At 66.2% G+C, this 23,431-nt stretch carries 23 protein-coding genes and 1 tRNA gene; 11 read left to right on the top strand and 13 right to left on the bottom strand.

The annotated features are described in order from the left end of the window. Window positions 1-2: 2 nt before the first annotated feature. Window positions 3-416 (bottom strand): rhodanese-like domain-containing protein, encoded by a 414-nt coding sequence (locus tag RTW82_RS15800; RefSeq protein WP_021218675.1) that lies wholly within the window; start codon window positions 414-416, stop codon window positions 3-5. 144 nt (window positions 417-560) lie between these two features. Here RTW82_RS15800 and gpmI point away from each other — a divergent pair, with 144 nt between their 5' ends. From gpmI to RTW82_RS15825, 5 genes are all read left to right on the top strand, one after another. Further along, window positions 561-2,096, top strand: coding sequence for a 2,3-bisphosphoglycerate-independent phosphoglycerate mutase (gpmI, locus tag RTW82_RS15805; protein WP_316925666.1), 1,536 nt, complete (start codon window positions 561-563; stop codon window positions 2,094-2,096). 128 nt (window positions 2,097-2,224) lie between these two features. After that, on the top strand, window positions 2,225-3,484 hold the full coding sequence (locus RTW82_RS15810; protein WP_316925667.1) for a murein hydrolase activator EnvC: 1,260 nt from the start codon (window positions 2,225-2,227) through the stop codon (window positions 3,482-3,484). Between the two features lie 31 nt (window positions 3,485-3,515). After that, window positions 3,516-4,844, top strand: a complete 1,329-nt coding sequence (locus RTW82_RS15815; protein ID WP_021218672.1) for a S41 family peptidase — start codon at window positions 3,516-3,518, stop codon at window positions 4,842-4,844. A 304-nt stretch (window positions 4,845-5,148) separates the two neighbouring features. Further along, window positions 5,149-5,835: a divergent polysaccharide deacetylase family protein gene (locus RTW82_RS15820; protein ID WP_316925701.1), complete on the top strand. Its 687-nt coding sequence runs from the start codon at window positions 5,149-5,151 to the stop codon at window positions 5,833-5,835. A gap of 97 nt (window positions 5,836-5,932) precedes the next feature. Next, window positions 5,933-7,423 carry a hypothetical protein gene (locus tag RTW82_RS15825; protein WP_316925668.1) on the top strand — a complete coding sequence of 497 codons (1,491 nt, stop codon included), beginning with the start codon at window positions 5,933-5,935 and terminating at the stop codon, window positions 7,421-7,423. Window positions 7,424-8,056: 633 nt separating this feature from the next. On the opposite strand, the gene RTW82_RS15830 is transcribed toward RTW82_RS15825, so the two are convergent. The 8 genes from RTW82_RS15830 to RTW82_RS15865 all read right to left on the bottom strand — a co-directional run bounded on the left by RTW82_RS15830 (window position 8,057) and on the right by RTW82_RS15865 (window position 14,839). After that, complete coding sequence (locus tag RTW82_RS15830; protein ID WP_031287441.1) at window positions 8,057-8,812, bottom strand: substrate-binding periplasmic protein; 756 nt, start codon at window positions 8,810-8,812, stop codon at window positions 8,057-8,059. A gap of 133 nt (window positions 8,813-8,945) precedes the next feature. Beyond that, entirely contained in the window at window positions 8,946-9,701 is a 756-nt protein-coding gene (locus RTW82_RS15835; protein ID WP_021218668.1) for a substrate-binding periplasmic protein, read from the bottom strand. Window positions 9,702-9,838: 137 nt separating this feature from the next. Further along, complete coding sequence (hisF, locus tag RTW82_RS15840; protein WP_316925669.1) at window positions 9,839-10,609, bottom strand: imidazole glycerol phosphate synthase subunit HisF; 771 nt, start codon at window positions 10,607-10,609, stop codon at window positions 9,839-9,841. A gap of 83 nt (window positions 10,610-10,692) precedes the next feature. After that, complete coding sequence (gene hisA, locus RTW82_RS15845; protein WP_021218666.1) at window positions 10,693-11,439, bottom strand: 1-(5-phosphoribosyl)-5-[(5-phosphoribosylamino)methylideneamino]imidazole-4-carboxamide isomerase; 747 nt, start codon at window positions 11,437-11,439, stop codon at window positions 10,693-10,695. A gap of 96 nt (window positions 11,440-11,535) precedes the next feature. Beyond that, window positions 11,536-11,796 carry a DUF2164 domain-containing protein gene (locus tag RTW82_RS15850; protein WP_316925670.1) on the bottom strand — a complete coding sequence of 87 codons (261 nt, stop codon included), beginning with the start codon at window positions 11,794-11,796 and terminating at the stop codon, window positions 11,536-11,538. Window positions 11,797-11,799: 3 nt separating this feature from the next. Next, the gene (hisH, locus tag RTW82_RS15855; RefSeq protein WP_316925671.1) at window positions 11,800-12,438 is read right to left on the bottom strand and encodes an imidazole glycerol phosphate synthase subunit HisH; all 639 of its coding nucleotides are present in this window, start codon (window positions 12,436-12,438) and stop codon (window positions 11,800-11,802) included. Beyond that, the gene (hisB, locus tag RTW82_RS15860) at window positions 12,438-13,031 is read right to left on the bottom strand and encodes an imidazoleglycerol-phosphate dehydratase HisB (protein ID WP_021218663.1); all 594 of its coding nucleotides are present in this window, start codon (window positions 13,029-13,031) and stop codon (window positions 12,438-12,440) included. The genes hisH and hisB overlap by 1 nt, the downstream gene beginning before the upstream one ends. A 149-nt stretch (window positions 13,032-13,180) precedes the next feature. Beyond that, window positions 13,181-14,839 carry an OFA family MFS transporter gene (locus tag RTW82_RS15865; protein WP_021218662.1) on the bottom strand — a complete coding sequence of 553 codons (1,659 nt, stop codon included), beginning with the start codon at window positions 14,837-14,839 and terminating at the stop codon, window positions 13,181-13,183. A gap of 160 nt (window positions 14,840-14,999) precedes the next feature. Here RTW82_RS15865 and RTW82_RS15870 point away from each other — a divergent pair, with 160 nt between their 5' ends. Beyond that, window positions 15,000-15,398: an acetyl-CoA sensor PanZ family protein gene (locus RTW82_RS15870; RefSeq protein WP_316925672.1), complete on the top strand. Its 399-nt coding sequence runs from the start codon at window positions 15,000-15,002 to the stop codon at window positions 15,396-15,398. A gap of 3 nt (window positions 15,399-15,401) precedes the next feature. On the opposite strand, the gene RTW82_RS15875 is transcribed toward RTW82_RS15870, so the two are convergent. Next, window positions 15,402-16,619 (bottom strand): sterol desaturase family protein, encoded by a 1,218-nt coding sequence (locus tag RTW82_RS15875; protein ID WP_316925673.1) that lies wholly within the window; start codon window positions 16,617-16,619, stop codon window positions 15,402-15,404. A 220-nt stretch (window positions 16,620-16,839) separates the two neighbouring features. Between RTW82_RS15875 and RTW82_RS15880 the strand changes: the two genes are divergently transcribed. The 5 genes from RTW82_RS15880 to RTW82_RS15900 all read left to right on the top strand — a co-directional run bounded on the left by RTW82_RS15880 (window position 16,840) and on the right by RTW82_RS15900 (window position 20,850). Beyond that, on the top strand, window positions 16,840-19,065 hold the full coding sequence (locus RTW82_RS15880) for an AsmA family protein (RefSeq protein ID WP_316925674.1): 2,226 nt from the start codon (window positions 16,840-16,842) through the stop codon (window positions 19,063-19,065). Further along, a complete protein-coding gene (mutY, locus tag RTW82_RS15885; protein WP_316925675.1) occupies window positions 19,062-20,129 on the top strand; it encodes an A/G-specific adenine glycosylase in 1,068 nt (355 codons plus the stop codon). Before RTW82_RS15880 ends, mutY begins: the two co-directional genes overlap by 4 nt. Further along, entirely contained in the window at window positions 20,126-20,398 is a 273-nt protein-coding gene (locus RTW82_RS15890; protein ID WP_021218657.1) for an oxidative damage protection protein, read from the top strand. Before mutY ends, RTW82_RS15890 begins: the two co-directional genes overlap by 4 nt. Window positions 20,399-20,475: 77 nt before the next feature. Further along, a tRNA-Phe gene (locus RTW82_RS15895) sits at window positions 20,476-20,551 on the top strand. A gap of 170 nt (window positions 20,552-20,721) precedes the next feature. After that, window positions 20,722-20,850, top strand: a complete 129-nt coding sequence (locus RTW82_RS15900) for a hypothetical protein (RefSeq protein WP_271659306.1) — start codon at window positions 20,722-20,724, stop codon at window positions 20,848-20,850. A gap of 6 nt (window positions 20,851-20,856) precedes the next feature. Here the strand turns inward: RTW82_RS15900 and RTW82_RS15905 are convergent, their stop codons facing one another. Genes RTW82_RS15905 through RTW82_RS15915 form a run of 3 tightly spaced genes read right to left on the bottom strand, consistent with a single transcriptional unit; the run spans window position 20,857 to window position 23,430 of the window. Continuing rightward, a complete protein-coding gene (locus RTW82_RS15905; RefSeq protein ID WP_316925676.1) occupies window positions 20,857-22,041 on the bottom strand; it encodes a hybrid sensor histidine kinase/response regulator in 1,185 nt (394 codons plus the stop codon). Further along, entirely contained in the window at window positions 22,031-22,615 is a 585-nt protein-coding gene (locus RTW82_RS15910) for a chemotaxis protein CheB (protein WP_316925677.1), read from the bottom strand. The genes RTW82_RS15905 and RTW82_RS15910 overlap by 11 nt, the downstream gene beginning before the upstream one ends. Continuing rightward, window positions 22,612-23,430 (bottom strand): CheR family methyltransferase, encoded by an 819-nt coding sequence (locus RTW82_RS15915; RefSeq protein ID WP_021218653.1) that lies wholly within the window; start codon window positions 23,428-23,430, stop codon window positions 22,612-22,614. Before RTW82_RS15915 ends, RTW82_RS15910 begins: the two co-directional genes overlap by 4 nt. Between the last annotated feature and the right edge of the window lies 1 nt (window position 23,431).

A 23,431-nucleotide genomic window follows, 5' to 3' on the forward strand; every position in this document is an offset into this window, starting at 1 on the left:
ATTCACTTCACCAACGGCAGGTTTTCGCCGCGCCAGCTGCCGATGCCGCCAGACAGCTTGAGGGCGGTGAAGCCGGCTTTTTGCAGGTCACGGCAGACAGTGCCAGCGTGCTGGCCCATGGTGTCGACCACTATGATGGTCTTGTCCTTATGCTTATCCAGCTCCGCAAGGCGAGCAGCCAGCTTTTCGTAGGGGATGTTCAGCGAGTCGACGATACGACCGGCGGCGAAATCCTTGTTGCTGCGCACGTCGAGGACGATGCCCTGGCCACCGTTGACCAGCGCGGTGAGCTCGCGGGTGCTGATGCTGCGGCCACCACGACGCAGTTCGTGGGCGATCAGCAGCACCAGCAGGACGACGAAGGATGCGCTCAGCACATAGTGGTTAGTGGCAAATTCAATCAGGTGGGCGAACATCGACGGGTCCCGGGACGGTAAAATGCCGGCCAGTATACACAGCACCACAGGTCCACCAAACCCCGCACGGCGGTGACGTACAAGGAACTTGTACGTAAAATGCCGCTCCCTTTTTGATCTTCTTGTGCCATGCGAGTCGGACTTATGACAGCCACGCCCAAACCCCTGGTTCTGATCATCCTGGACGGCTTCGGTCACAGCGACAGTCCCGAATACAACGCCATCTACGCCGCCACCAAACCGGTGTACGACCGCCTGCTGGCCACCCAGCCCCACGGCCTGATCTCCGGCAGCGGCATGGACGTGGGCCTGCCCGACGGGCAGATGGGCAACTCCGAGGTGGGCCACATGAACCTCGGCGCCGGCCGCGTGGTGTACCAGGACTTCACCCGCGTCACCAAGGCCATCCGCGATGGCGAGTTCTTCACCAACCCGGTGATCGTCGAAGCCGTGGACAAGGCCGTCGCCGCCGGCAAGGCCGTGCACTTCATGGGCCTGCTCTCAGACGGCGGCGTGCACAGCCACCAGGACCACCTGGTCGCCATGGCCGAACTGGCCGCCCAGCGCGGTGCCGAGAAGATCTACCTGCACGCCTTCCTCGACGGCCGCGACACCCCGCCGAAGAGCGCCGAGCCGTCCATCAAGCTGCTCGACGACGCCTTCGCCCGCCTCGGCAAGGGCCGCATCGCCAGCCTGATCGGCCGCTACTTCGCCATGGACCGCGACAACCGCTGGGACCGCGTCGAAGCCGCCTACAACCTCATCACCGAAGGCCGGTCCGAGTTCACCGCCGCCAGCGCCGCCGAAGGCCTGGCCGCCGCCTACGAGCGCGGCGAGAGCGACGAATTCGTCAAGGCCACCCGTATCGGCGACGCCGCCACGGTGGAAGATGGCGACGCGGTGATCTTCATGAACTTCCGCGCCGACCGCGCCCGCGAGCTGTCCCGCGCCTTCGTCGAGCCCGGCTTCAAGGAGTTCCCGCGCCAGCGCGAGATCGCCCTGGCCGGCTACGTGATGCTCACCCAGTACGCCGCCAGCATCCCCGCGCCCAGCGCCTACAAGCCCGAATCGCTGAACAACGTGCTGGGCGAATACCTGGCCGCCAACGGCAAGACCCAACTGCGCATCGCCGAGACCGAGAAGTACGCCCACGTGACCTTCTTCTTCTCCGGCGGTCGCGAAGAGCCCTTCGAAGGCGAGGAGCGCATCCTCATCCCGTCGCCCAAGGTCGCCACCTACGACCTGCAGCCCGAGATGAGCGCCCCCGAGGTGACCGACCGCATCGTCGACGCCATCGAAAACCTGCGCTACGACGTGATCATCGTGAACTACGCCAACGGCGACATGGTCGGCCACACCGGCGTGTTCGAGGCCGCGGTCAAGGCCGTCGAGTGCCTGGACACCTGCCTCGGCCGCATCACCACGGCCCTCGACAAGGTCGGCGGTGAAGCGCTGATCACCGCCGACCACGGCAACGTCGAGCAGATGGAAGACGAAATGACCGGCCAGGCGCACACCGCGCACACCTGTGAGCCGGTGCCCTTCATCTATTACGGCAAGCGCCAGGTGAACCTGCGCGAAGGCGGCGTGCTCGCCGACGTGGCGCCGACCCTGCTGACCCTGATGGGCCTGCCGGTGCCGGCCGAGATGACCGGCAAGACCATCGTCGAGCTGAAATGAGCCGCGCGCCGACCACCGGCGCAGCGGTTTCGTGTCGAACGCCCCAAAGCTCAGGCTTCGGGGCGTTTTTTTTGCCGAGCGCGACGGGCATACTAGGCCGGTCCTCCTCCCTGGTGCCGCACCTCCCCATGTTTCGCGTCCTCGCCCTCTTCCTCCTTGCCTGCCTGCTCACCCCGGCCATCGCCGACGAGCGCGCGCAAACCCAGCAGCAGCTGGATCAGGCCGCCAAGGACGTCGCCGAGCTGAAGAAGCTCCTGCAGCAGCTGCAGCAGGAAAAGACCGGCGTGCAGCAGGACCTGAAGAAGACCGAGTCCGACATGGGCCAACTGGAGAAACAGGTCAAGGACCTGCAGCAGGAGCTCGACAAGGGCGAAGACGAGGTCAAGCGCCTGGACCAGGAGAAAAAAAAACTTCAGGGCGCGCGTCTTGAACAGCAACGGCTGATCGGCATCCAGGCCCGCGCGGCCTACCAGAGCGGCCAGCAGGAATACCTCAAGCTGCTGCTCAACCAGCAACACCCCGAGAAATTCGCCCGCACCCTCACCTACTACGACTACCTCAGCAAGGCGCGCCTGGAACAGCTCGACGCCTTCAACGAGACCCTGCGCCAACTGGCCAACGTCGAGCGCGACATGGCCACCCAGCAGGCCGCGCTCATCGAGCAGAAAAGCGCCCTGGACGGCCGTCGCGAGCAGCTCGCCGGCCTGCGCAAGGAGCGCCAGCTGGCCCTGGCCAAGCTGAACAAGGACGTGACCGACCGCGACCAGAAGCTCAAGGCGCGCCAGCAGGAGCAGGCCGACCTCGGCAAGGTGCTCAAGACCATCGAGGAAACCCTTGCCCGCCAGGCCCGCGAAGCCGAGGAAGCGCACAAGCGCGAGCTGGCCGAACGGCAGCGCCAGGAAGACGAGCTCAAGCGCTCCCCGGCCGCCACCAAATCCATCTCCGGGCCCCTGGTTTCAAGCACCGGGGGCAACTACGGCGGCCCTTTCGCCAGCGCCCGGGGCAAGCTGCCCTGGCCGGTCGACGGCCGTCTCGTTGCAAGATTTGGAACTCCTCGCGGCGAAGACGCACGAACTAAGTGGGATGGCGTGCTCATCGGCGCCAGCGCAGGCAGCCAGGTGCGTGCCGTACATGGGGGGCGCGTGGTATTCGCCGACTGGTTGCGCGGAGCCGGGTTGCTGGTCATCCTCGACCACGGCAACGGTTTCCTCAGCCTGTACGGACACAACCAGAGCCTGTTGAAAAATGCCGGCGACATCGTCAAGGCGGGGGAATCCATCGCCACCGTCGGCACCAGTGGCGGGCAGGACACGCCCGCGTTGTATTTCGCCATTCGCCAGCAGGGCCGCCCCAGCGACCCCGCGCAATGGTGCCGAGCGCAAGGATAAGCGCCACTTCATCCAGTAGGAGTTGATTCGCATGCCGCATCTGTCCCGCCTTACCTCCCTGGCCATGGCCCTGGCACTGATCGGTGGCGCCTCGTTCGCCAACGCCGCCCAGGAGCCGCCGGCAACGGCACCCGCCCAGGCGCCGATGGCGAACGGCAAGGCACCGCTGCCCCTGGACGAGCTGCGCACCTTCGCCGAGGTGCTGGACCGGATCAAATCCGCCTACGTCGAGCCGGTGGACGACAAGACCCTGCTGGAGAACGCCATCAAGGGCATGCTCAGCAACCTCGACCCGCACTCCGCCTACCTGGAGCCCGAGGCCTTCCAGGAACTGCAGGAAAGCACCAGCGGCGAGTTCGGCGGCCTGGGCATCGAGGTGGGCACCGAGGACGGCTTCATCAAGGTGGTCTCGCCCATCGACGACACCCCCGCATCCAAGGCCGGCATCCAGCCGGGCGACCTGATCGTCAAGATCGACGGCCAGCCCACCAAGGGCCTGTCGATGATGGAAGCCGTGGATAAGATGCGCGGCAAGGCCGGCAGCCCCATCGTCCTGACCCTGGTACGCGAGGGCGGCCAGCCCTTCGACGTCGAGCTCAAGCGCGCCGTGATCAAGGTCAAGAGCGTGAAGAGCCAGCTGCTGGACAAGAACTACGGCTACATCCGCATCACCCAGTTCCAGGTCAACACCGGCGAGGAAGTGGGCAAGGCGCTGGCCAAGCTGCGCAAGGAAAACAGCGACAAGAAGCTCGCCGGCTTGGTCCTCGACCTGCGCAACAACCCCGGCGGCGTGCTGCAGTCCGCGGTGGAAGTGGCTGACCACTTCCTCACCAAGGGCCTGATCGTCTACACCAAGGGCCGTATCGCCAACTCCGAGCTGCGCTTCTCCGCCGACCCGGCCGACGCCAGCGAAGGCGTACCGCTGGTGGTGCTGATCAACGGCGGCAGCGCCTCGGCGGCCGAGATCGTCGCCGGCGCCCTGCAGGACCACAAGCGTGGCGTGCTGATGGGCACCGACAGCTTCGGCAAGGGCTCGGTACAGACCGTGCTGCCGCTGAACAACGACCGCGCCCTGAAGCTCACCACCGCGCTGTATTTCACCCCCAACGGCCGCTCCATCCAGGCCCAGGGCATCGTCCCGGACGTGGAAGTGGCCCGCGCCAAGGTCACCCGCGAGCAGGACAGCGAGAACTTCAAGGAAGCCGACCTCGCCGGCCACCTCGGCAACGGCAACGGTGGCGCGGACAAACCCAGCTCCGGCAAGGCCAAGTCCGCCCAGGCCCGCCCGCAGGACGACGACTACCAGCTGAGCCAGGCGCTGAACCTGCTCAAGGGCCTGAACGTCACCCGCGGGGATTGAGGTGAGCCGGGGAGCCTGGCTGCTGGCGCTGCTGCTTGGCGCGTCGGCGATCCAGGCCCGCGAACCCCTCCCGCCCCTGCCCCGGCTGCCCCTCTTGGCGCCGGAGCAGGTGGCGCCCGCCCAGCCGCAACCCATCCAGCCCGGCCCAATCAGGCTCGGCCCCGAGCAACCGACCAGCGCCACGCCTAGCGTCACCCCTGCCCCGGTGGCAGTCCCGGTACCCCCGCCCGCCAAGGCCGACAAGCCCGCAAAGACCGTTCCCCCTGCCCCGGCAACCCCGCTCGATAGCCGCCAGCACCCTCGCCTGAGCCTGGTGATCGACGACCTCGGCCAGACGCCCGAGCGCGACCGCCGCGTGCTCGCCCTACCCGGCCCGGTGGCCCTGTCGATCATCCCCGACGCGCCCCACGCCACCCAGTTGGCCAATACCGCCCACGCCGCCGGCAAGACGGTGATGCTGCACCTGCCCATGGACCCGGCCGGCGGCCCCTTCGCCTGGCACCCGGGCATGCCGGTGGACGAACTGCAGCGCCGCCTCGACGCCGCCTTGCGCGTGGTGCCCCACGCCCAGGGCCTGAACAACCACATGGGCAGCCGCATGACCGCCCAGCCCCAGGCCATGGCCTGGCTGATGCACCGCCTGCAGGGCGACCACCGCTTCTTCATCGACAGTCGCACCAGCGCCGCCACCGTGGCCGCCGCCGAAGCGCAGAAGATCGGCCTGGCCAGCCTCTCGCGGGACATCTTCCTCGACGACGACATGCACCCCGATGCCGTCGCCGCCCAGTTCGCGGCAGCCCTGAAGCTCGCTCGCAAGCAGGGCTCGGCGGTGATGATCGGCCACCCGCACCCTGTCACCCTGGCGCTGCTCGAACGCGAGCTGCCGCGCCTGAAGGCACAGGGGTTCGAACTGATCGGGGTGCAACAGATGATCGCCCTGCGCAGCAACCGCGCCATGGCCGCCCACGGCAAGGCCGGGGTCTATCGCTGAGCCGGCGTGCGCCAGCGCATGTTCCCCGGCATCGCGGCTGGGCAAACGTGCGGCGAGTCTTTAGGCTTCAGCGCCTCTCCTGCAAGGATGCCGTTCCATGTCCCGTCGCGTCTCCCTGATCAAGGCCTTCCTCCTCCTGGCGTTCGTCATCGCCGCGGTGGTGCCCACGGGCTATATCTGGATCATCGTCAGCGCCAAGCTGGAACTCGGCGGTGCCAGCCCGGGCGAAGAGGTCGTGGGCACCACCAGCCGCGTCGAGCAGCGGGCCCGCCAGCAATACTGCACCGGCGTGCTGGCGACACCGAAGAACACCTGGCTGGTCGGCCGAATGGACCGCGCGGAAAAGGCCGAGGACCAGCCCGGCATCGACCTCGACGCACTGATCCGCGGCGGCGCTGCTGGACCGGACGACGAGGAGCCCTCAGGCTTCGGTGGCCTCTTCGGCGGCGGCCTCTCCAGCGATCCGCAGACCACCTACCTGTCGCGGCTCGACGCCAACGGTGAGTTCGTCCAGGTCGCCCGCCTCGGCGAAACCGCCTGCCTGATGGCGACGCCCGATGGCGATGCCCTTTACCTGCTCACCGGCGTCAACCGCCCCGATGATTGGCAGCAGGCGGACATCCGGCAGACGGTGGTCCTGCGCAGCGACGACCAGGGCGCCAGCTGGGCACCCCTGGACCAGGGCCTGCTGGCGGAGGCCAACGACCTGGCCTGGGCGCTCGACCCCTATTTCTTCGACAACCGGCAGGTCTGGGCCTGGGCCAGCCTGCCGCAGAGCGGCAGCGCCTACGGCGCGCCCGAGAACCTGCGCGGCGGCCTCTACTACTCGCCCGACCAGGGCGCGACCCGCGAGGCGATCGTCGCCAGCGACGATCTGCTGGTCAGCCTCGACACCATTCGCAGTCGCGCACCTGAAGGCGTCAACTGGGGCGACTACAACGGCGAGTACGGCCGCATCACCAGCCACATCCGACAGTTCGACGACCAGCACGCGGCGATCTGGGTCTCGCAGTCCTTTCTCTACGGCGAGCCAGACGGCAAATACCTGACCACCCCAATGTTCGTCACCAGCAAGGCCCGCCTGGTACGGGAAGGCGGCCAGTGGCGGATGGGCCCGCTGGAACGGGAGTTCGGCCTGCACCTGGACGAGGTCGTGAGCAACGACGAGAAGCGCGTGATCGCAGTGATCGAGCGCGAAGGGGACGCGGCCACCCGGGTCGCCGAACTGGACCGGCAGACCCTCGCCTGGCAAGCCCGGGGCAGCCTGCCCAGCCCGTTCTGGCCGCTGCCCTCCAGCACCGGTCTGCGCGGGTTCAGCATCGGCAAGGGGGTGCTGCTGGCCAATACCGGCAGCAGCTACAGCGTCCCCCTGTGGCTCTACCCCAAGGCCAACGGCGAGCCGGCGACCATTTCCTCCGATGCGGTGTTCTATTCACGTGACTGGGGGCGGAGCTGGAGCCGCCTCGCCATCGAGGGCTACCTCGGCGTGCAGGGACTGGACCCACGCACCGACCAGGTGTTCTGGGCCGAAGGCGACTGGTACGACGTCAATCCGGACCCGCGCATCCACAGCTACCGCCTGGACTGACGCGCACGACGGAATCCACGGTTCTGGCTGTGCTAGCTGCTGTGGTTTTAAAGCAAGCGCTCAAGCATGGTCCTTTCCGTGCGCCCAAGGGTTTCTGCCACATCCGCCGCATGGGTTTCGCTTCGCTCTACGCCATCCTACGAAAGTCCGTGCGCACCACGTGGTAATGCGCTGGGCGAAGAAGGTTGGAGCAGCCGCCAAACGCCCCTTTCAGGAGGCCGAGCGAATCGTCGTGGAGGGGGTTGAGCGACATGGATGTCGCGAGAGCCGCGATGGGCCAGGGATGGCCCTTCGCGGCGTGCCCCTGGAACGATGATGGAGCGAGGGAAGTCTGGCGAAGCCAGACCCGTATGGAGGGGCAAGCCCTTTTGGTTTCTTTTGGGGCGACTGCCAAAAGAGACTCGCCCGGGGGGGCGAAACCAAAAGCATCAGCAAAGCTCGGCAATCAGCTGGACTCAATTCTTCTAGCAACACTTAACGCAGGCATAGCCAAATCCGCCGGTCGGCCTGTGTCGGAACGTTCATTTCGGGGGAAGGCGGCCCGCGCAGATAGCGAGGCCGGGACGTAGCACTCGGCGCACCAGAACGGTGCAAGCGCTACCCACCCTGCGGGGTGGGTAGCGGCAGGCGGGATTACAGGTAGTTCTTGGTCACTTCTTCGACGAAGCCTTCGGCGCGCATCTGGTCGAGGGCCTTTTGCAGACGCTCGATCACTTCGTCCGGGGTGTCCTTGTTGAAGGCCAGGTACAGCTCGGCATCGTTGAAGCGCAGCACGGTCTGCAGGCCGGTGACACCTTCCTGCTTGGCCAGGTAGCGGCCGACCGGGTCGGTGGCGGCCCAGAGGTCGATCTGGCCCTTGATCAGCTTCTTCACGTTTTCCTGGTCACGCAGGGCGTTCTGCGGAGACAGGCCCTGGCTTTCCAGGTACTGGCTGACGGCGTCGTTCTTGTAGGCACCGATGCGGTATTGGCCGGCGCTCTTCAGGTCCTTGAGGCTGATGTTGTTGCCCGGCGCGGCGAGCAGCACCCAGCCGGTCTTGGCCACGGGGCCGACCCACTTGAAGAGCGGCTGGCGCTCGGGGGTGAAGGTGGTGGAGAACAGGCCGTAGTTGGGCTTGTCCAGGGTCAGGCGGTAGAGCCGGTCCCAGGGGAAGCGCAGGGTGAGGGTGTACTGGATGCCCGCACGCTTGAACATCTCGCGGACGATATCGGTGCTGATGCCGTCGATGCCGTCGTCGCGGGCGAAGTTCTTATCGTCCACCGCCATGTTGAAGGGCGGGAAGTTCTCGGTCAGCAGCACGACCTTGTAGTCGGCCGGGAGCTCGGCGCGGGCCCCGAAGGCCAGGAACATCAGGCCCAGGGTCAGGGCGCTTCTCATCAGTTTATGCATTGTCATCCGCTCGCTTGAATTTGTGGTTATGGCTAGCGACTTCCCTGCATGGGCAAGCAAGCCCACGGACGTACGGCACCACTCGTCCTGCCTTCCAATGGCAAGCGACCGGCTCTTGGCCGGTCGCTGGGTGTCACAGGTAGCTGTTGAGGATCTGGTCGACCACGCCCTCGGCGCGCATCTTGTCCAGTGCGTCCTGCAGACGCTTGACCACCTCGTCAGGGGTCTCCTTGTTCAGCGCCAGGAACAGCTCGGCCTTGTTGAAGCGCAGCACGGTCTTCAGGCCGGAAACGCCTTCCTGCTTGGCCAGGTAGCGGCCGGCGGGGTCACCGGTGGCCCAGAGGTCGATCTGGCCTTTCTCCAGCTTCTTGGCGTTTTCCTGGTCGCGCAGGGAGGTAGACGCCTCGATGCCCTTCTCGGCCAGGGCCTGGGAGATGGCGTCGCCCTTGTAGGCGCCGACCTTGTACTGCTTGGCCTGCTCCAGGCTGGAGAGGCTGATGGTGCTGTCGCCACGGGCGAGCAGGACCCAGTCATCCGGACCGATGGGGCCGACCCACTTGAAGGACTGTTCACGCTCGGGCAGGCGGGCGGTGACGAAGATGCCGTAGTCGGGCTTCTCCATCGCCAGCTTGTAGATGCGATCCCAGGGGAAGCGCAGGGTCAGGTTGTACTTGATGCCCGCGCGCTTGAACATTTCCTTGACCACGTCCACGGCGATGCCGTCGACGTTGTCTTCCTGAGCGAAGTTCTTTCCATTGATCGCCATGTTGTAGGGCGGGAAATTCTCCGTCAGCAGCACCACCGAGTAATTCTCATCCACGTCGGCGCGGGCGAATCCGGCCAGCACCATGAGAGTGCCCGCCAAAGCGAGCAGGAGGCGTTTCGACATATACAACTACCTTGTAAGGAGGGATGGGAAAAACCGCTGAGTCGGTCCCCGTGGGTACAGGGTAACGACGTCAGCCGCCCAGGCTGCGAACCGGATCACGGTTGCAGCCGAAGCTCAATTAAAGGCAAGAATCGTGCTCAGCGCACGACAATGCCGCGACTGGCGAGATAGGCCTTGGCTTCCGGGACGGTGAACTCGCCGAAATGGAAGATGCTCGCCGCCAGCACCGCGTCGGCCTTGCCGTCGAGAATGCCGGCCGCCAGGTGCTCCAGATTGCCCACGCCACCGGAGGCGATCACCGGAATGCCCACGGTTTCGCTGATGGCACGGGTGACGCCGAGGTCATAGCCGCTCTTCACGCCGTCCTGGTCCATGCTGGTGAGCAGAATCTCGCCAGCGCCCAGGTCTTCCATCTTCTTCGACCAGGCCACGGCATCCAGGCCGGTGGGCTTGCGCCCGCCGTGGGTGAAAATTTCCCAGCGCGGCGTTTCCCCAGGCGCGGAAACCTTCTTCGCGTCGATGGCGACCACGATGCACTGGGAGCCGAAACGCGCGGCGGCTTCGCCGACGAACTCCGGATTGAACACCGCGGCGGTGTTGATCGAAACCTTGTCCGCACCGGCATTGAGCAGGTTGCGAATGTCCTGCACGGTGCGCACGCCACCGCCCACGGTCAGCGGGATGAACACCTGGCTGGCCATGCGCTCCACCGTGTGCAGGGTGGTGTCACGGCCATCGACGCTGGCGGTGATGTCGAGGAAGGTGATCTCGTCCGCGCCCTGCTCGTCGTAGCGGCGGGCGATCTCCACCGGGTCACCGGCGTCGCGAATGTTCTCGAACTTCACGCCCTTCACCACGCGGCCGTTGTCCACGTCGAGGCAGGGGATGATGCGTTTAGCCAGGGCCATGCTTTTTCTCCGAAAAACAGCTGCAGGCTGCAAGCGGCAAGCTTCAAGAGCAAGCCAGGACCAGCAGCGCCGTTACGTGTCGCTTATGGCTTGCCGCTTGCCACTGCATCGCAGAAGGCCTGGGCCTCGGCGACGTCCAGGGTGCCTTCATAAATGGCACGGCCGGTGATGGCACCGATGATGCCGGGGGCCTTGGCCGCCAGCAGCTTCTCGATGTCACCCAAGTTGTGGATGCCGCCGGAGGCGATCACCGGAATGCGGCTGGCGGCGGCCAGGGCCGCGGTGGCCTCGACGTTGCAGCCCTGCATCATCCCGTCCTTGGCGATGTCGGTGTAGACGATGGCGGAGACGCCGTCGGCTTCGAAGCGACGGGCCAGATCCACGGCCTGCACGGTGCTGACTTCAGCCCAGCCGTCGGTGGCGACGAAACCGTCCTTGGCGTCCAGGCCGACGATGACCTTGCCCGGGAAGGCCTTGCACGCCTCGGTGACGAACTCCGGCTGCTTCACCGCCTTGGTGCCGATGATCACGTAGCTGACGCCGGCCTTGACGTAGTGCTCGATGGTTTCCAGGGAGCGGATGCCGCCACCGATCTGGATCGGCAGGCCCGGGTAGCGCTTGGCGATGGCGGTGACCACCTCGCCGTTCACCGGCTGGCCCTCGAAGGCACCGTTGAGGTCCACCAGGTGCAGGCGGCGGCAACCGCCGTCCACCCACTTGGCGGCCATGCTCACCGGGTCGTCAGAGAACACCGTGGAATCTTCCATGCGGCCCTGGCGCAGGCGCACGCAGGCGCCGTCCTTCAGATCGATAGCGGGGATAATCAACATGTCTTTTTTCCTAACGTCAAAAAGAGCGACAAGTTGCGAGCCTCAAGCTGCAAGCAGGCGCATTCGTGTCTCTTGCAGCTTGGCTGCCTGTCGCTTTCAGCTACCTTTTTCGAGCGCCCACAAATCGCTCTCGATGCTTTCGAACCTGTCTTTCAGGTGCGCCTGCACATCGAAGATCGCCTTGTTGTAGAAACTCGGGGCGAATTCCCGGGCGAAGAAATCCAGCACTTCCTCGGCCTCGAAGGAGCCCAGCTCCAGCTCGAAGCGTTCCGCCATGAACTGCTTGATCGCCAGCACGGCGTCCCGCGTCTGGGCGGCATCGAGTTGCAGCACGGGGGCCTTCTTGGCGCGGCTCATGGCTTACCAGCGCCCGTCCCAGGCGGCGAAGTTCTGCAGCAGCTGCAGGCCATTGGTATGGCTCTTCTCCGGGTGGAACTGCACGGCGAAGCGCGAGCCCTCGGCCAGCGCGGCGGCGAAATCCTTGCCGTAGTGGCCGCGACCGGCGACCTGGCGCGGGTTGCCCGCCTCGATGTAGTAGCTGTGCACGAAGTAGAAGCGGCCCTGGTCGGGGATGTTGTGCCAGAGCGGGTGGTCGAGGGTGCGAGCCACCTCGTTCCAGCCCATGTGCGGCACCTTCAGCAGCTCACCGTCTTCCACCATGCCCTTGCCGAAGAAACGCACCTTGCCGGGGAACAGGCCGATGCAGTCGACACCGCCGTTCTCCTCGCTGTGCTCCAGCAGCGCCTGCATGCCGACGCAGATGCCGAGGAACGGGCGGTCCTTGCTCACCTCACGCACCAGCTCGTCGAAGCCCAGGCGGCGGATCTCGGCCATGCAGTCACGAATGGCGCCGACACCGGGGAAGACCACGCGGTCGGCCTCACGGATGACGTCGGCGTCGCTGGTGACCATTACCCGGCCGGCGCCGACGTGTTCCAGCGCCTTGGCGACCGAGTGCAGGTTGCCCATGCCGTAGTCGATGACAGCAACGGTCTGCATCAGAGCACGCCCTTGGTGGAGGGCATCTGGCCGGCCATGCGCGGGTCGAGCTCCACGGCCATGCGCAGCGCGCGGCCGAAGGCCTTGAACACGGTCTCGATCTGGTGGTGGGTGTTGTGGCCACGCAGGTTGTCGATGTGCATGGACACCAGGGCGTGGTTGACGAAGCCCTGGAAGAACTCCTGGAACAGGTCGACGTCGAAGCCGCCGACCGTTGCACGGGTGAAGGGCACGTGCATCTGCAGGCCGGGGCGGCCGGAGAAGTCGATCACCACGCGCGACAGCGCTTCGTCCAGCGGCACATAGGAGTGGCCGTAGCGGACGATGCCTTTCTTGTCGCCGATGGCCTGGGTGAAGGCCTGGCCGAGGGTGATACCGACGTCTTCGACGGTGTGGTGGTCGTCGATATGCAGATCACCCTTGCACTCGATGTCCAGGTCGATCAGCCCATGGCGGGCGATCTGGTCGAGCATGTGCTCGAGGAAGGGCACGCCGATATCGAAGCGCGCCTTGCCAGTGCCATCCAGGTTGATCGAGACCTTGATCTGGGTCTCCAGGGTGTTGCGTTCGACGGATGCCTTACGTTCGGCCATCACCAGCTCCGCAAAATCATTGGGCAAAAGGGGCGACATTATAGGCCGAGAATGCGACGGGCTTGAAGCCGAACGGCGGGAGGACTACAGGGGGCCGAAACGCACGGGGCCGACATGAAGTCGGCCCCGGCGATTCACAGGTGTGGCACTCAGCTGAACAGCGCGGCTGTCTTCTGCAGGGTGATCCACACGCCCCAGGCCAGCGGCAGGCCCACGGCCAGCCAGGCCGCGATGACCAGCGGCTTGCTGGACGGGTCGGCCGACCATTCCAGGTCCGCGGCTTCCTTGGCGGCGTCATGGCCGATGGCACGCTCGGCGGCCAGTTCGGCGTCGGTCATGAAGTACTTCGGATCCACCGGGCGCACCAGCATGTTGCAGATGAAGCCCAGCACCAGCAGGCCGGCGAGGATGTACAGGGTGATGTCGTACGCCGCAGCGCGTTCGACGCCGATGCTCAGCTGGTACTCGCGGATGTAGTTCACCAGTACCGGGCCGAGGATGCCGGCGAAGGCCCAGGCGGTCAGCAGGCGACCGTGGATGGCACCGACCATCTGGGTGCCGAACAGGTCCGCCAGGTAGGCCGGCACGGTGGCGAAGCCGCCGCCGTACATGGACAGGATCAGGCAGAAGCAGAACACGAAGAACGCGACGCTGCCCAGGTGGCCGGTCCAGGGCACCAGTGCGTAGAGCACGAAGCCGAGGGCGAAGAATACGAAGTAGGTCGCCTTGCGGCCGATCAGGTCGGAGAAGGACGCCCAGAAGAAGCGGCCACCGATGTTGAACAGGCTCAGCAGGCCGGTGAAGCCCGCCGCGATGGCGGCGATCTGCGCCAGTTGCGCGGCATCCAGCTGGTTGAAGCTCAGGTGGTTGCCGATCAGCTTGCCGGCGAAGACTTCCTGCAGCAGCGGGGACGCCATGCCGATGATGCCGATGCCGGCGGACACGTTGAGGCAGAGCACGGCCCAGACCAGCCAGAACTGCGGGGTCTTCCACGCGGTGTTCACATGGACGTGGCCCTTGGTGATCATCGCGTTGTTGGCTTTCTTCACCGGCGCGGTCCAGCCCTTGGGCTTCCAGCCGGTCGGCGGCACGCGGTAGGCCAGGGCGCCACCGACCATGAAGACGAAGTAGATCGCCGCCATGACCACGAAGCTCTGCCAGACGCCGACGCTATCGGCGGAGGCGAAGTGGCTCATCAGTTCGGCAGCCAGGGGCGCGCCGACCATGGCGCCACCGCCAAAGCCCATGATCGCCATGCCGGTAGCCATGCCGCGCTTGTCCGGGAACCACTTGATCAGGGTCGAGACCGGCGAGATGTAGCCGAGGCCGAGCCCGATACCGCCGATCACGCCCAGGCCCACCCACATCAGCCAGATCTGGTGGATGTAGACGCCGAAGGCGGAAATCAGCAGGCCACCGCACCAGCAGAAGGCCGAAACCAGGCCCGCCTTGCGCGGCCCCGCGTGCTCCAGCCAGCCACCCCAGATGGCGGCCGAGCAGCCGAGGAAGATGAAGAACAGGGTGTAGATCCAGCCGAGCATCGAGATCTGCCAGTCGCAATCGCTGGCGAAGACCTGGGCGAAGAAGCCCAGCTCGGGGGCGCAGGCGACCGGCGCGGTGACGCCGATGGCCTTGGACAGGGGCAGCCAGAACACGGAGAAACCGTAGGCCATGCCGATGCACAGGTGGATGGCGAGGGCCGCCGGCGGAACCAGCCAGCGGTTGAAGCCCTGTCGGGCCACCGTCCGTTCCTTCGACAGGAACGCCGGCCGGGCGGCCTTGCCGTCCAGACTCAAGGTACTGCTCATTGATTATTTATCCTTTATAGGTGCACGCAGGTGGGCGGCCCGTACAAAACTGGTTGCTCCCCAAGCACGGGCCACACGCAAAACCGCAAGTCCCACGAGACTGCGGCATTGCGTCGCGTATTATCCCGCCGTCACCGCCCGCGCCTCAATAAGGACACGCATGCCCGTCATCGTCGAAACACCCGACCGAATCAGCGACCAGGACAGGAATGACCTCGCCCGCATCTACGCCGACGCCCCCGATTGGCTGTTCGCACCTTTTGCCGGGACTGAGGACCTGGTCACATCCGCGCTCGCAGAAGGCAGCCTGGTGACCGGCCGCTTCAACGATCGCCTGCTGGGCGCAGCCCTGCTGCAGCGGGGCGAAGGCCACTGGCAGCTGTCCCACCTTTGCGTGCGCACCATCACCCGCCAGCGCGGCGTAGCCCGGCGCCTGCTCGACGAAGCCCAGCGCATGGCCCGCGAAGCCGGCTGCGAACTGCGCCTGGCCGCCCCCGCCGGGCACCTGGAAAGCCAGGCCCTGGCCGCCCGCACCCACCTGCCGCTCGTCAGTTTCTGAGCCTCAGGCCGTCGCGGCGCCCTGCGCCGTGCGGCCCAGCAGCATCAGCCAGGCCAGGCTGCCCAGGCACAATCCCGCCAGCACCAGCCCCAGCCACCAGAGCCCCGGCGCCAGCCAGGCGCCCCAGCCCAGCGCCAGGCCGGCCATCGCTACCAGGCGCAGCGCCTCGACGCGCCAAAGGCTGCCGCGCCCTTCGAACAGCAGCCCCAGGCTCAGGCAGCCGGAAAGGATCGCCACCACCAGCAGCCACGGCTCCCACACCGCCGCGCGACGTACGCAGGCGAGAAACCCCAGCGCCAGCAGGTTGATCAACAGGAACTGCACGAAGGCATAGGCCACCAGTTGCCGGGGGTAGGCGCTCTCGAAACGCTCGTCGGTCATCTTCGGCCAGGGCCGCTCGCGCACATCCGCCGGGCGCCAGCCGGTGGGCATCCACCACAGGCGCAGCTTGTCCCACCAGGAACGGGTCGCCCGGGCGTCGTCCCAGAGCAGCCGCCACCAGCTGAACTGCAGGCGGATCGGGTCGAAGGTGCGCACCGGCGTGGTCACCCCGTAGATCACCGGCTCGCGCTCCTCGGTGAAGGTGCCGAAGAGCTTGTCCCAGATGATGAACACGCCACCGTGGTTGCGATCGATGTAGCAATCGTTCTGGCCGTGATGCACGCGGTGCAGCGAAGGCGTCACCAACACCTTCTCCAGCCAGCCGAGCTGGCCCACATGCTGGCTGTGGATCCAGAACTGGTAGGTCAGTTGCACGCCCAGCAGCACCAGGAACAGCGGCAGGGGCAGGCCGAGCAGCGCCAGGGGCAGGTAGAAGGGCCAGTCGAAGGCGGTCTGGAAGGCGCCCTTGCGCAGCGCGGTGGACAGGTTGAAGTCCTCGCTGGAGTGATGCGGCTGGTGCGCCCCCCACAGCAGGTTGTAGCGGTGCAGGGTGCGATGGGCCCAGTAGAAGCAGAAATCCACCGCGATGAAGCCGCCCAGCCAGACCCAGGGCGACGCTGCGTCCAGCTCCAGCAGCCGCCCGTGCTCGTAGAGCCAGGCGTAGGGCAGCACCAGCAGCAGGCGCAGCGGCCCTTCCAGCAGCACTCGCAATACCGCGGTGTTGATGCTGGTGGCAGCGTCCGCCAGGCGATAGGTGGAGCGGCCGGAATGCCGCTCGTAGGCGAGCTCCAGCAGCATCAGCAGGATGTAGAGCGGGAAGGCCAGCACCGCCACGTTCATGGGCACCTCGTCATTGTCATTGTCGTACCTGTGCCGGCCAGACTAGATCAGCGCCCCACCGCCCTTCCCGACCGCTCGCGCCAAATGCCGGTGCAGCGCGCGCCAGGTTCGCTGGGGCAGGCGGTGAACCGCCGGGCGATTTCATCATCCAAACAGCTGACCTCGCTGGCGCTATACTCGGCGCCCTCACTCCACATGCACCCACCACAAGGACTCGTCCATGAAATCCATCGGCAAAATCCTGGGCCTCTTCCTCCTCGGACTGTTGCTGATCATCGTGGCGCTGGGCTTCGCCCTGACCCACCTGTTCGATCCTAACGACTACAAGGACGAGATCCGCCAGATCGCCCGCGACAAGGCCAACCTGGAACTCGACCTCAAAGGCGACATCGGCTGGAGCCTGTTCCCCTGGCTGGGCCTGGAGCTGCACGACACCACCCTGGCCAGCGCCGCCACCCCCGACAAACCCTTCGCCGACCTGCAGATGCTCGGCCTCTCCGTGCGCGTGCTGCCGCTGCTGCGCAAGGAAGTGCAGATGAGCGACATCCGCGTCGAAGGCCTCAACCTCACCCTCGTACGGGACGAAAAGGGCCACGGTAACTGGGAAGACATCGGCCGCCCGGCACAGACCGCCCAAGCCGCGCCTGCCGACGCCGCCAAGCCCGGCACCCCGGCAGAAACCCCGGCGCAGCAGCCCGACAACGCCCCGGCACGCCCGATCAAGCTGGATATCGACAGCCTCACGGTGAACAACGCCCGCGTCGACTACACCGACGCCAAGACCGGCAAGCAATACAGCGCCGAAAGCATCGAGCTGACCACCGGCGCCATCCGTGAAGCCGCCAGCATCCCCTTCAAGCTCACCGCCTTCTTCGGCAGCAACCAGCCGCTGATGCGCGCCAAGACCGAACTGGCCGCCAGCCTGCGCTTCGACCGTGCCCTCAAGCGCTACCAGCTCGAAGACGCCAAGCTCAGCGGCGAAGCCTCGGGCGAGCCGCTCAAGGGCAAGACCCTCACCTTCAACGCCCAGGGCCAGCTGCTGGCCGACCTCGCCGCCAACGTCGCCGAGTGGAACGGCCTGAAGCTCTCCGCCAACCAGCTGCGCGCCCTGGGTGAACTCAAGGTGCATGACCTGGACAAGACCCCGCGCCTGGAAGGCGGCCTGTCCATCGCCCAGCTCGACCTGCGCGAGTTCCTCACCGGGCTCGGCGTGGAACTGCCTGCCATGCAGGACGCCGGCACCCTGAAGAAATTCGAGATGGCCGCCAAGCTGGCCGGCACGCCCACCAGCCTCGCCCTGGAGCAGCTCAACCTGAAGCTGGACGACAGCACCTTCAGCGGTCGCCTGGCCATCGCCGACCTCGACAAGCAGGCCCTGCGCGTGCAGCTCAAGGGCGACAAGCTCGACCTCGACCGCTACCTGCCGCCGAAGAAGAAGGACAAGGACACCAGTGCCCGCCAGGCCGAAGTGCAAGGCGCCGTCGCCGCTGCCGGCCAGGCCGGCACCACGCCGCTGCCCGACAAGCCCAGCCAGCACGCCTGGAGCGAAGAGCCGGTACTGCCCCTGGAGCCCCTGCGCAAACTCGACCTGGAAGCCGACCTCGTCTTCGGCCAACTGACCTTCGACAAGCTGCCCCTGGGCGATGCCCGTCTCAAGGCCCGCGGCAAAGGCGGCCTGATCGAGCTGGAGCAGATGCGCGGCGCCCTCTACGGCGGTGATTTCGAAGCCAAGGCCAGCCTCGACGTGCGTCCCCCGGTACCGCTGCTGGCCGCGCAGAAGCGCATCAACCACATCCCGGTGGAGAAGATCCTCACCGCCCTGGAGCAGAAGCCACCGGTACGAGGCGCCCTGGACCTGAGCGCCGACATCACCACCAGCGGCAACAGCCAGAAAGCCTGGGTCGACGGCCTCAACGGCACCGCCAGCTTCGTCCTCAACGACGGCGCGCTGCTCGACGCCAACCTCGAACAGCAACTGTGTCAGGGCATCGCCACCCTCAACCGCAAGGCCCTCACCACCACCTACAGCGGCAAGGAAACCCCCTTCGAGCAGTTGCAGGGCAGCCTGGTGTTCAACCGTGGCGTCGCCAGCAACCCCGACCTCAAGGCACGCATTCCCGGCCTCAGCCTGAACGGCAACGGTGATGTGGACCTGCGCGTGCTCGGCCTCGACTACCGCGTCGGCATCACCATCGAAGGCGACAAGGGCGAAATGCCCGACCCGGCCTGCCAGGTGAACAAGCGCTATATCGGCATCGAATGGCCGCTGCACTGCCGTGGCCCGCTGGAGATCGGCGCCAAGGCCTGCCGCCTGGACAAGGACGGCATGGGCAAGATCGCCGCCAAGCTGGCCGGCGACAAGATCAGCGAGAAGCTCGAGGAGAAGCTGGGCGACAAGGTCAGCCCGGAACTCAAGGACGCGCTCAAGGGGCTGTTCAAGCGATGAGCCCCGAGCAGTTCTCCAGCGCCGTCCTCGACTGGTACGACCGCCACGGCCGCCACGACCTGCCCTGGCAGCTGGGCATCACCCCTTACCGCGTCTGGGTCTCCGAAATCATGCTGCAGCAGACCCAGGTCAGCACCGTGCTCGGCTACTTCGACCGCTTCATGGCCGCCCTGCCCACCGTGCGCGACCTGGCCGAAGCCCCCGAGGACGAAGTGCTGCACCTGTGGACCGGCCTGGGCTACTACACCCGCGCACGCAACCTGCAGAAGACCGCGAAGATCGTCATGGAGCAGCACGGCGGCGAGTTCCCCCGCGATGTCGAACAGCTCGCCGAGCTGCCCGGCATCGGCCGCTCCACCGCCGGGGCCATCGCCAGCCTGTCCATGGGCCTGCGCGCGCCTATCCTCGACGGCAACGTCAAGCGCGTGCTGGCCCGCTACGTCGCCCAGGAGGGCTACCCGGGCGAGCCCAAGGTGGCCAAGCAGCTGTGGGCGGTGGCCGAGCGCTTCCTGCCCCGGGAGCGGGTGAACAACTACACCCAGGCGATGATGGACCTGGGCGCCACCCTCTGTACCCGCAGCAAGCCCAGCTGCCTGCTGTGCCCGCTGCAGAGCGGCTGCCAGGCGCACCTGCTGGGGCTGGAGATCCGCTACCCGATCCCCAAGCCGCGCAAGGAGCTGCCGCAGAAGCGCACCCTGATGCCCATCCTGGCCAACCGCGAAGGCGCCATCCTCCTCTACCGCCGCCCCTCCACCGGGCTCTGGGGCGGGCTCTGGAGCCTGCCGGAGCTGGACGACCTGGCCGCTCTCGACCCCATCGCCAGCCAGCACGCCCTGCGCCTGGGCGAGCGCGAGGCGCTGCCGGAGCTGACCCACACCTTCAGCCACTTCCAGCTGGCCATCGAGCCCTGGCTGGTGCACGTGGAACGCGACCAAGGCGTCGTGGCCGATGCCGACTGGCTCTGGTATAACCTCGCCACCCCGCCGCGCCTGGGCCTCGCCGCCCCGGTGAAGAAGCTGCTCAAGCGCGCGGCCGATGTATTGAATGCAGGAGAAAAGCCATGACCCGCACCGTCAAGTGCCGCAAGTACAACGAAGAACTGCCCGGCCTCGACCGCCCGCCCTACCCCGGCGCCAAGGGCGAAGACATCTTCAACAACGTCTCGAAGAAAGCCTGGGACGAATGGCAGAAGCACCAGACCCTGCTGATCAACGAACGTCGCCTGAACATGATGAACGCCGAAGACCGCAAGTTCCTCCAGGCCGAGATGGACAAGTTCTTCTCCGGCGAGGAATACGCCCAGGCGGACGGTTATGTACCCCCGAGCGCGTAAGCGCCCGTAAAGGCTGAAAAATTTTTTCGAAACACGCTTGACGACCCCCTCTGAAATCCGTTTAATAGCGCCCCGTTGCCCAGGTAGCTCAGTTGGTAGAGCAGGGGATTGAAAATCCCCGTGTCGGCGGTTCGATTCCGTCCCTGGGCACCACCTTCAAGCTTTCAGGTGGTGCTGGCATCAGCTGGAAGCAAACAGAAAACCCGCCTAGTGCGGGTTTTTTGTTGCCTGCGATTCAGCATCGGCAGACGCCAATCCGAGTTTCTGTTTGAACGCCCTCACGCCGGTCAGGCTCGAAACAGCATGACCCGAGGAGGTGCGACATGACTGGAAAAGACGACCTGCCGGTGGACAGCGACCCGCAGCGCCCCGGCCGCGATCCCGAACCCGTGGACCCGGATCGCGATGACGGCGAGCAGCCCCGCGACCCAGACGAGTCGCAGGTGGAGTGAAAGGCGTCAGCCCAGGGGCAGCACCAGGCTGAAGGTGGCGCCTTCGCCCTTCTCGCTAGTGACGTCGATGCGCCCGCCGTGGGCGGTGACGATCTGTTCGGAGATGTACAGGCCGAGCCCGAGGCCGGCGATCTTCTCCGAGCCGCTGACCCGCTCGAACTGCTGGAAGATGCGCCGCTGATCGGCAGGCGAGATGCCGACGCCATTGTCGCTGACCTCCACCCGCGCCTCGTTGCCCTCGCTCTGCACACGCACCCGTATCGGCTTGCCCGGCCCATAGCGCAGGGCATTGCTCAGCAGGTTGCTGACCACCTGCTCGATGCGGAAGGCATCCCACACACCGTGCAGCTCGCCGTCGATCTCCAGGCTCAGCTCGCAGCCGACGCCCTGCAGCTGCTGCTCGAAGTTTTCGGTGACATTGCGCACCAGGCGCCCGAGCTCGGTGCGCTCGGGGCGGATCGACAGCTTGCCGGTGCGGATGCGGGACACATCGAGCATGTCCTCGATCAGGCGGATGAGGCTTCTGATCTGCCGCTCGTCGCGGTCGAACATGGCCTTGAGCTTGTCCTCGCTGAACACCGCGGCATTGCCCTTGGCCATGTACATCTGGCGCAGCTGGGTATCGAGGATCAGCCCGTTGAGCGGCGTGCGCAGCTCGTGGGAGACGATGGACATGAAGTCGTCACGCATCTGCACCGCGCGCTGCAGCTCGGCCTGGGTGGCGCGCAGCTCGGCGAGCAAGGCGTCCTGCTCGCGGCGGCCCTGCTCCAGGGCATCCAGCTGGCAGGCCATCAGCTTGCGCTGGCGGTGCAGCTCGACGAACACCGCCACCTTGCTGCGCACGGCGTGGTGGTCCAGGGGCTTGTAGAGGAAATCCACCGCGCCGCTCTCATAGCCCTTGAAGGCGTAGTTGAGCTCGCGCCCGGCGGCACTGACGAAGACGATGGGGATGTGCTTGGTCTTTTCCGTGCCGCGCATCAGCTCGGCCAGTTCGAAACCGTTCATGCCGGGCATCTGCACATCGAGAATGGCCAGGGCGAACTCGTGCTCCAGCAGCAGCGCCAGCGCCTCGTCGGCCGAGCTGGCCTGGTACACCTGGCGTCCCTCGCCCTTGATCAACGCCTCCAGCGCCAGGAGGTTCTCCGGCAGGTCGTCGACGATCAGCAGCTTGCTCGTTTGGCTAGTCGGCATGGGCGGGGTCCAGTTGGGCCAGGAGTGCGCGAATGCCGCGCAACGGAAGAATATGGTCGGGCACGTGGCTCGCCAGGGCGGCCTCGGGCATGGTCGGCACTTGCGCTTCGAGCGGGTCCTGGACGACGGTCAGGCCACCGCCCTGCTTGATCGCCGCCAGGCCCGCCGCGCCGTCCTGGTTGGCGCCGGTGAGCAATACGCCCACCAGGCGTTCCTGGAAGCAGTCGGCGGCCGACTCGAACAGCACGTCGATGGACGGCCGCGAGTAGTGCAGCGGCTCTTCGCGGCTGAAGGACAGGCTGCGGTCGCGCTCGATGGAGAGGTGGTAGCCGGGCGCGGCGAAATACAGCGTGCCGGGGCGCAGGCTTTCCTTGTCCTCGGCTTCCTTCACCCGCAGCGCCAGGCGCCGGGAGAAAAGATCGGCCAGCAGGCTGTCACGAGACTCCGGCAGGTGCAGCACGCAGACCAGCGGCAGCGCGTAGTCGGCGGGCAGGCCGCTGAACACCGTCAGCAGCGCTTCCACGCCACCGGCGGATGCCCCGACCACCACTGCGTCCCACTGCTGCGTGCTCATAGTTTGCGAAACACCCTTTCCTGGCGGTTGAGCGCCTCGAAGCGGTTGGCGTAGGCGGAGAAGTCCAGGCTCTCCTTGCTGCCCAGGCCGAGGAAGCCGCGGTGGCACAGGGACTCGTGGAAGAGCCCGAGGGCGCGGTCCTGCAACTGCTTGTTGAAATAGATCAGGACGTTGCGACAGGAGATCAGCTGGGTCTCGGAGAACACCGCATCGGTCGCCAGGCTGTGGTCGGCGAAGGTGACGTTCTCCCGGAGGGCCTTGTCGAACAACGCGCCGTCGTACGCCGCAGTGTAGTAGTCCGACAGCGACCCCCGCCCCCCGGCCTTGCGATAGTTCTCGCTGTACTGGCGCATGTCGTCGAGGGAGTAGATGCCGCGCCGGGCCTTTTCCAGGGACTGCGGGTTGATGTCGGTGGCGTAGATCAGCGTGCGCTCCAGCAGCCCTTCCTCATGCAGGAGGATGGCCATCGAGTGCACTTCCTCACCGGTGCTGCAGCCGGCTATCCATACCTTGATCGAGGGGTAGGTGCGCAGGATGGGCACCACTTCCTGGCGCAGAGCGAGGAAGTAGCTGGGGTCGCGGAACATCTCGCTGACCGGGATGGTGAGGTACTGCAGCAGCTCGTGGAACGCCTGGGGGTCGTGGATGATGCGCTCCTGCAGGGCCGAGATGGTGGCGCACTCGAACTGGTTCAGGGCGTAGAGCACCCGGCGCTTGAGGGAGGAGCCCGAGTAGTCACGGAAGTCGTAGCTGTACTTCAGGTAGATCGCCTCGATCAGCAGGCGCAGCTCGATTTCCTGGGTGCGTTCGGGCATC

This window comes from Pseudomonas sp. zfem005 (genome assembly GCF_032621735.1).
Taxonomy (GTDB): Bacteria; Pseudomonadota; Gammaproteobacteria; order Pseudomonadales; family Pseudomonadaceae; genus Metapseudomonas; species Metapseudomonas solani.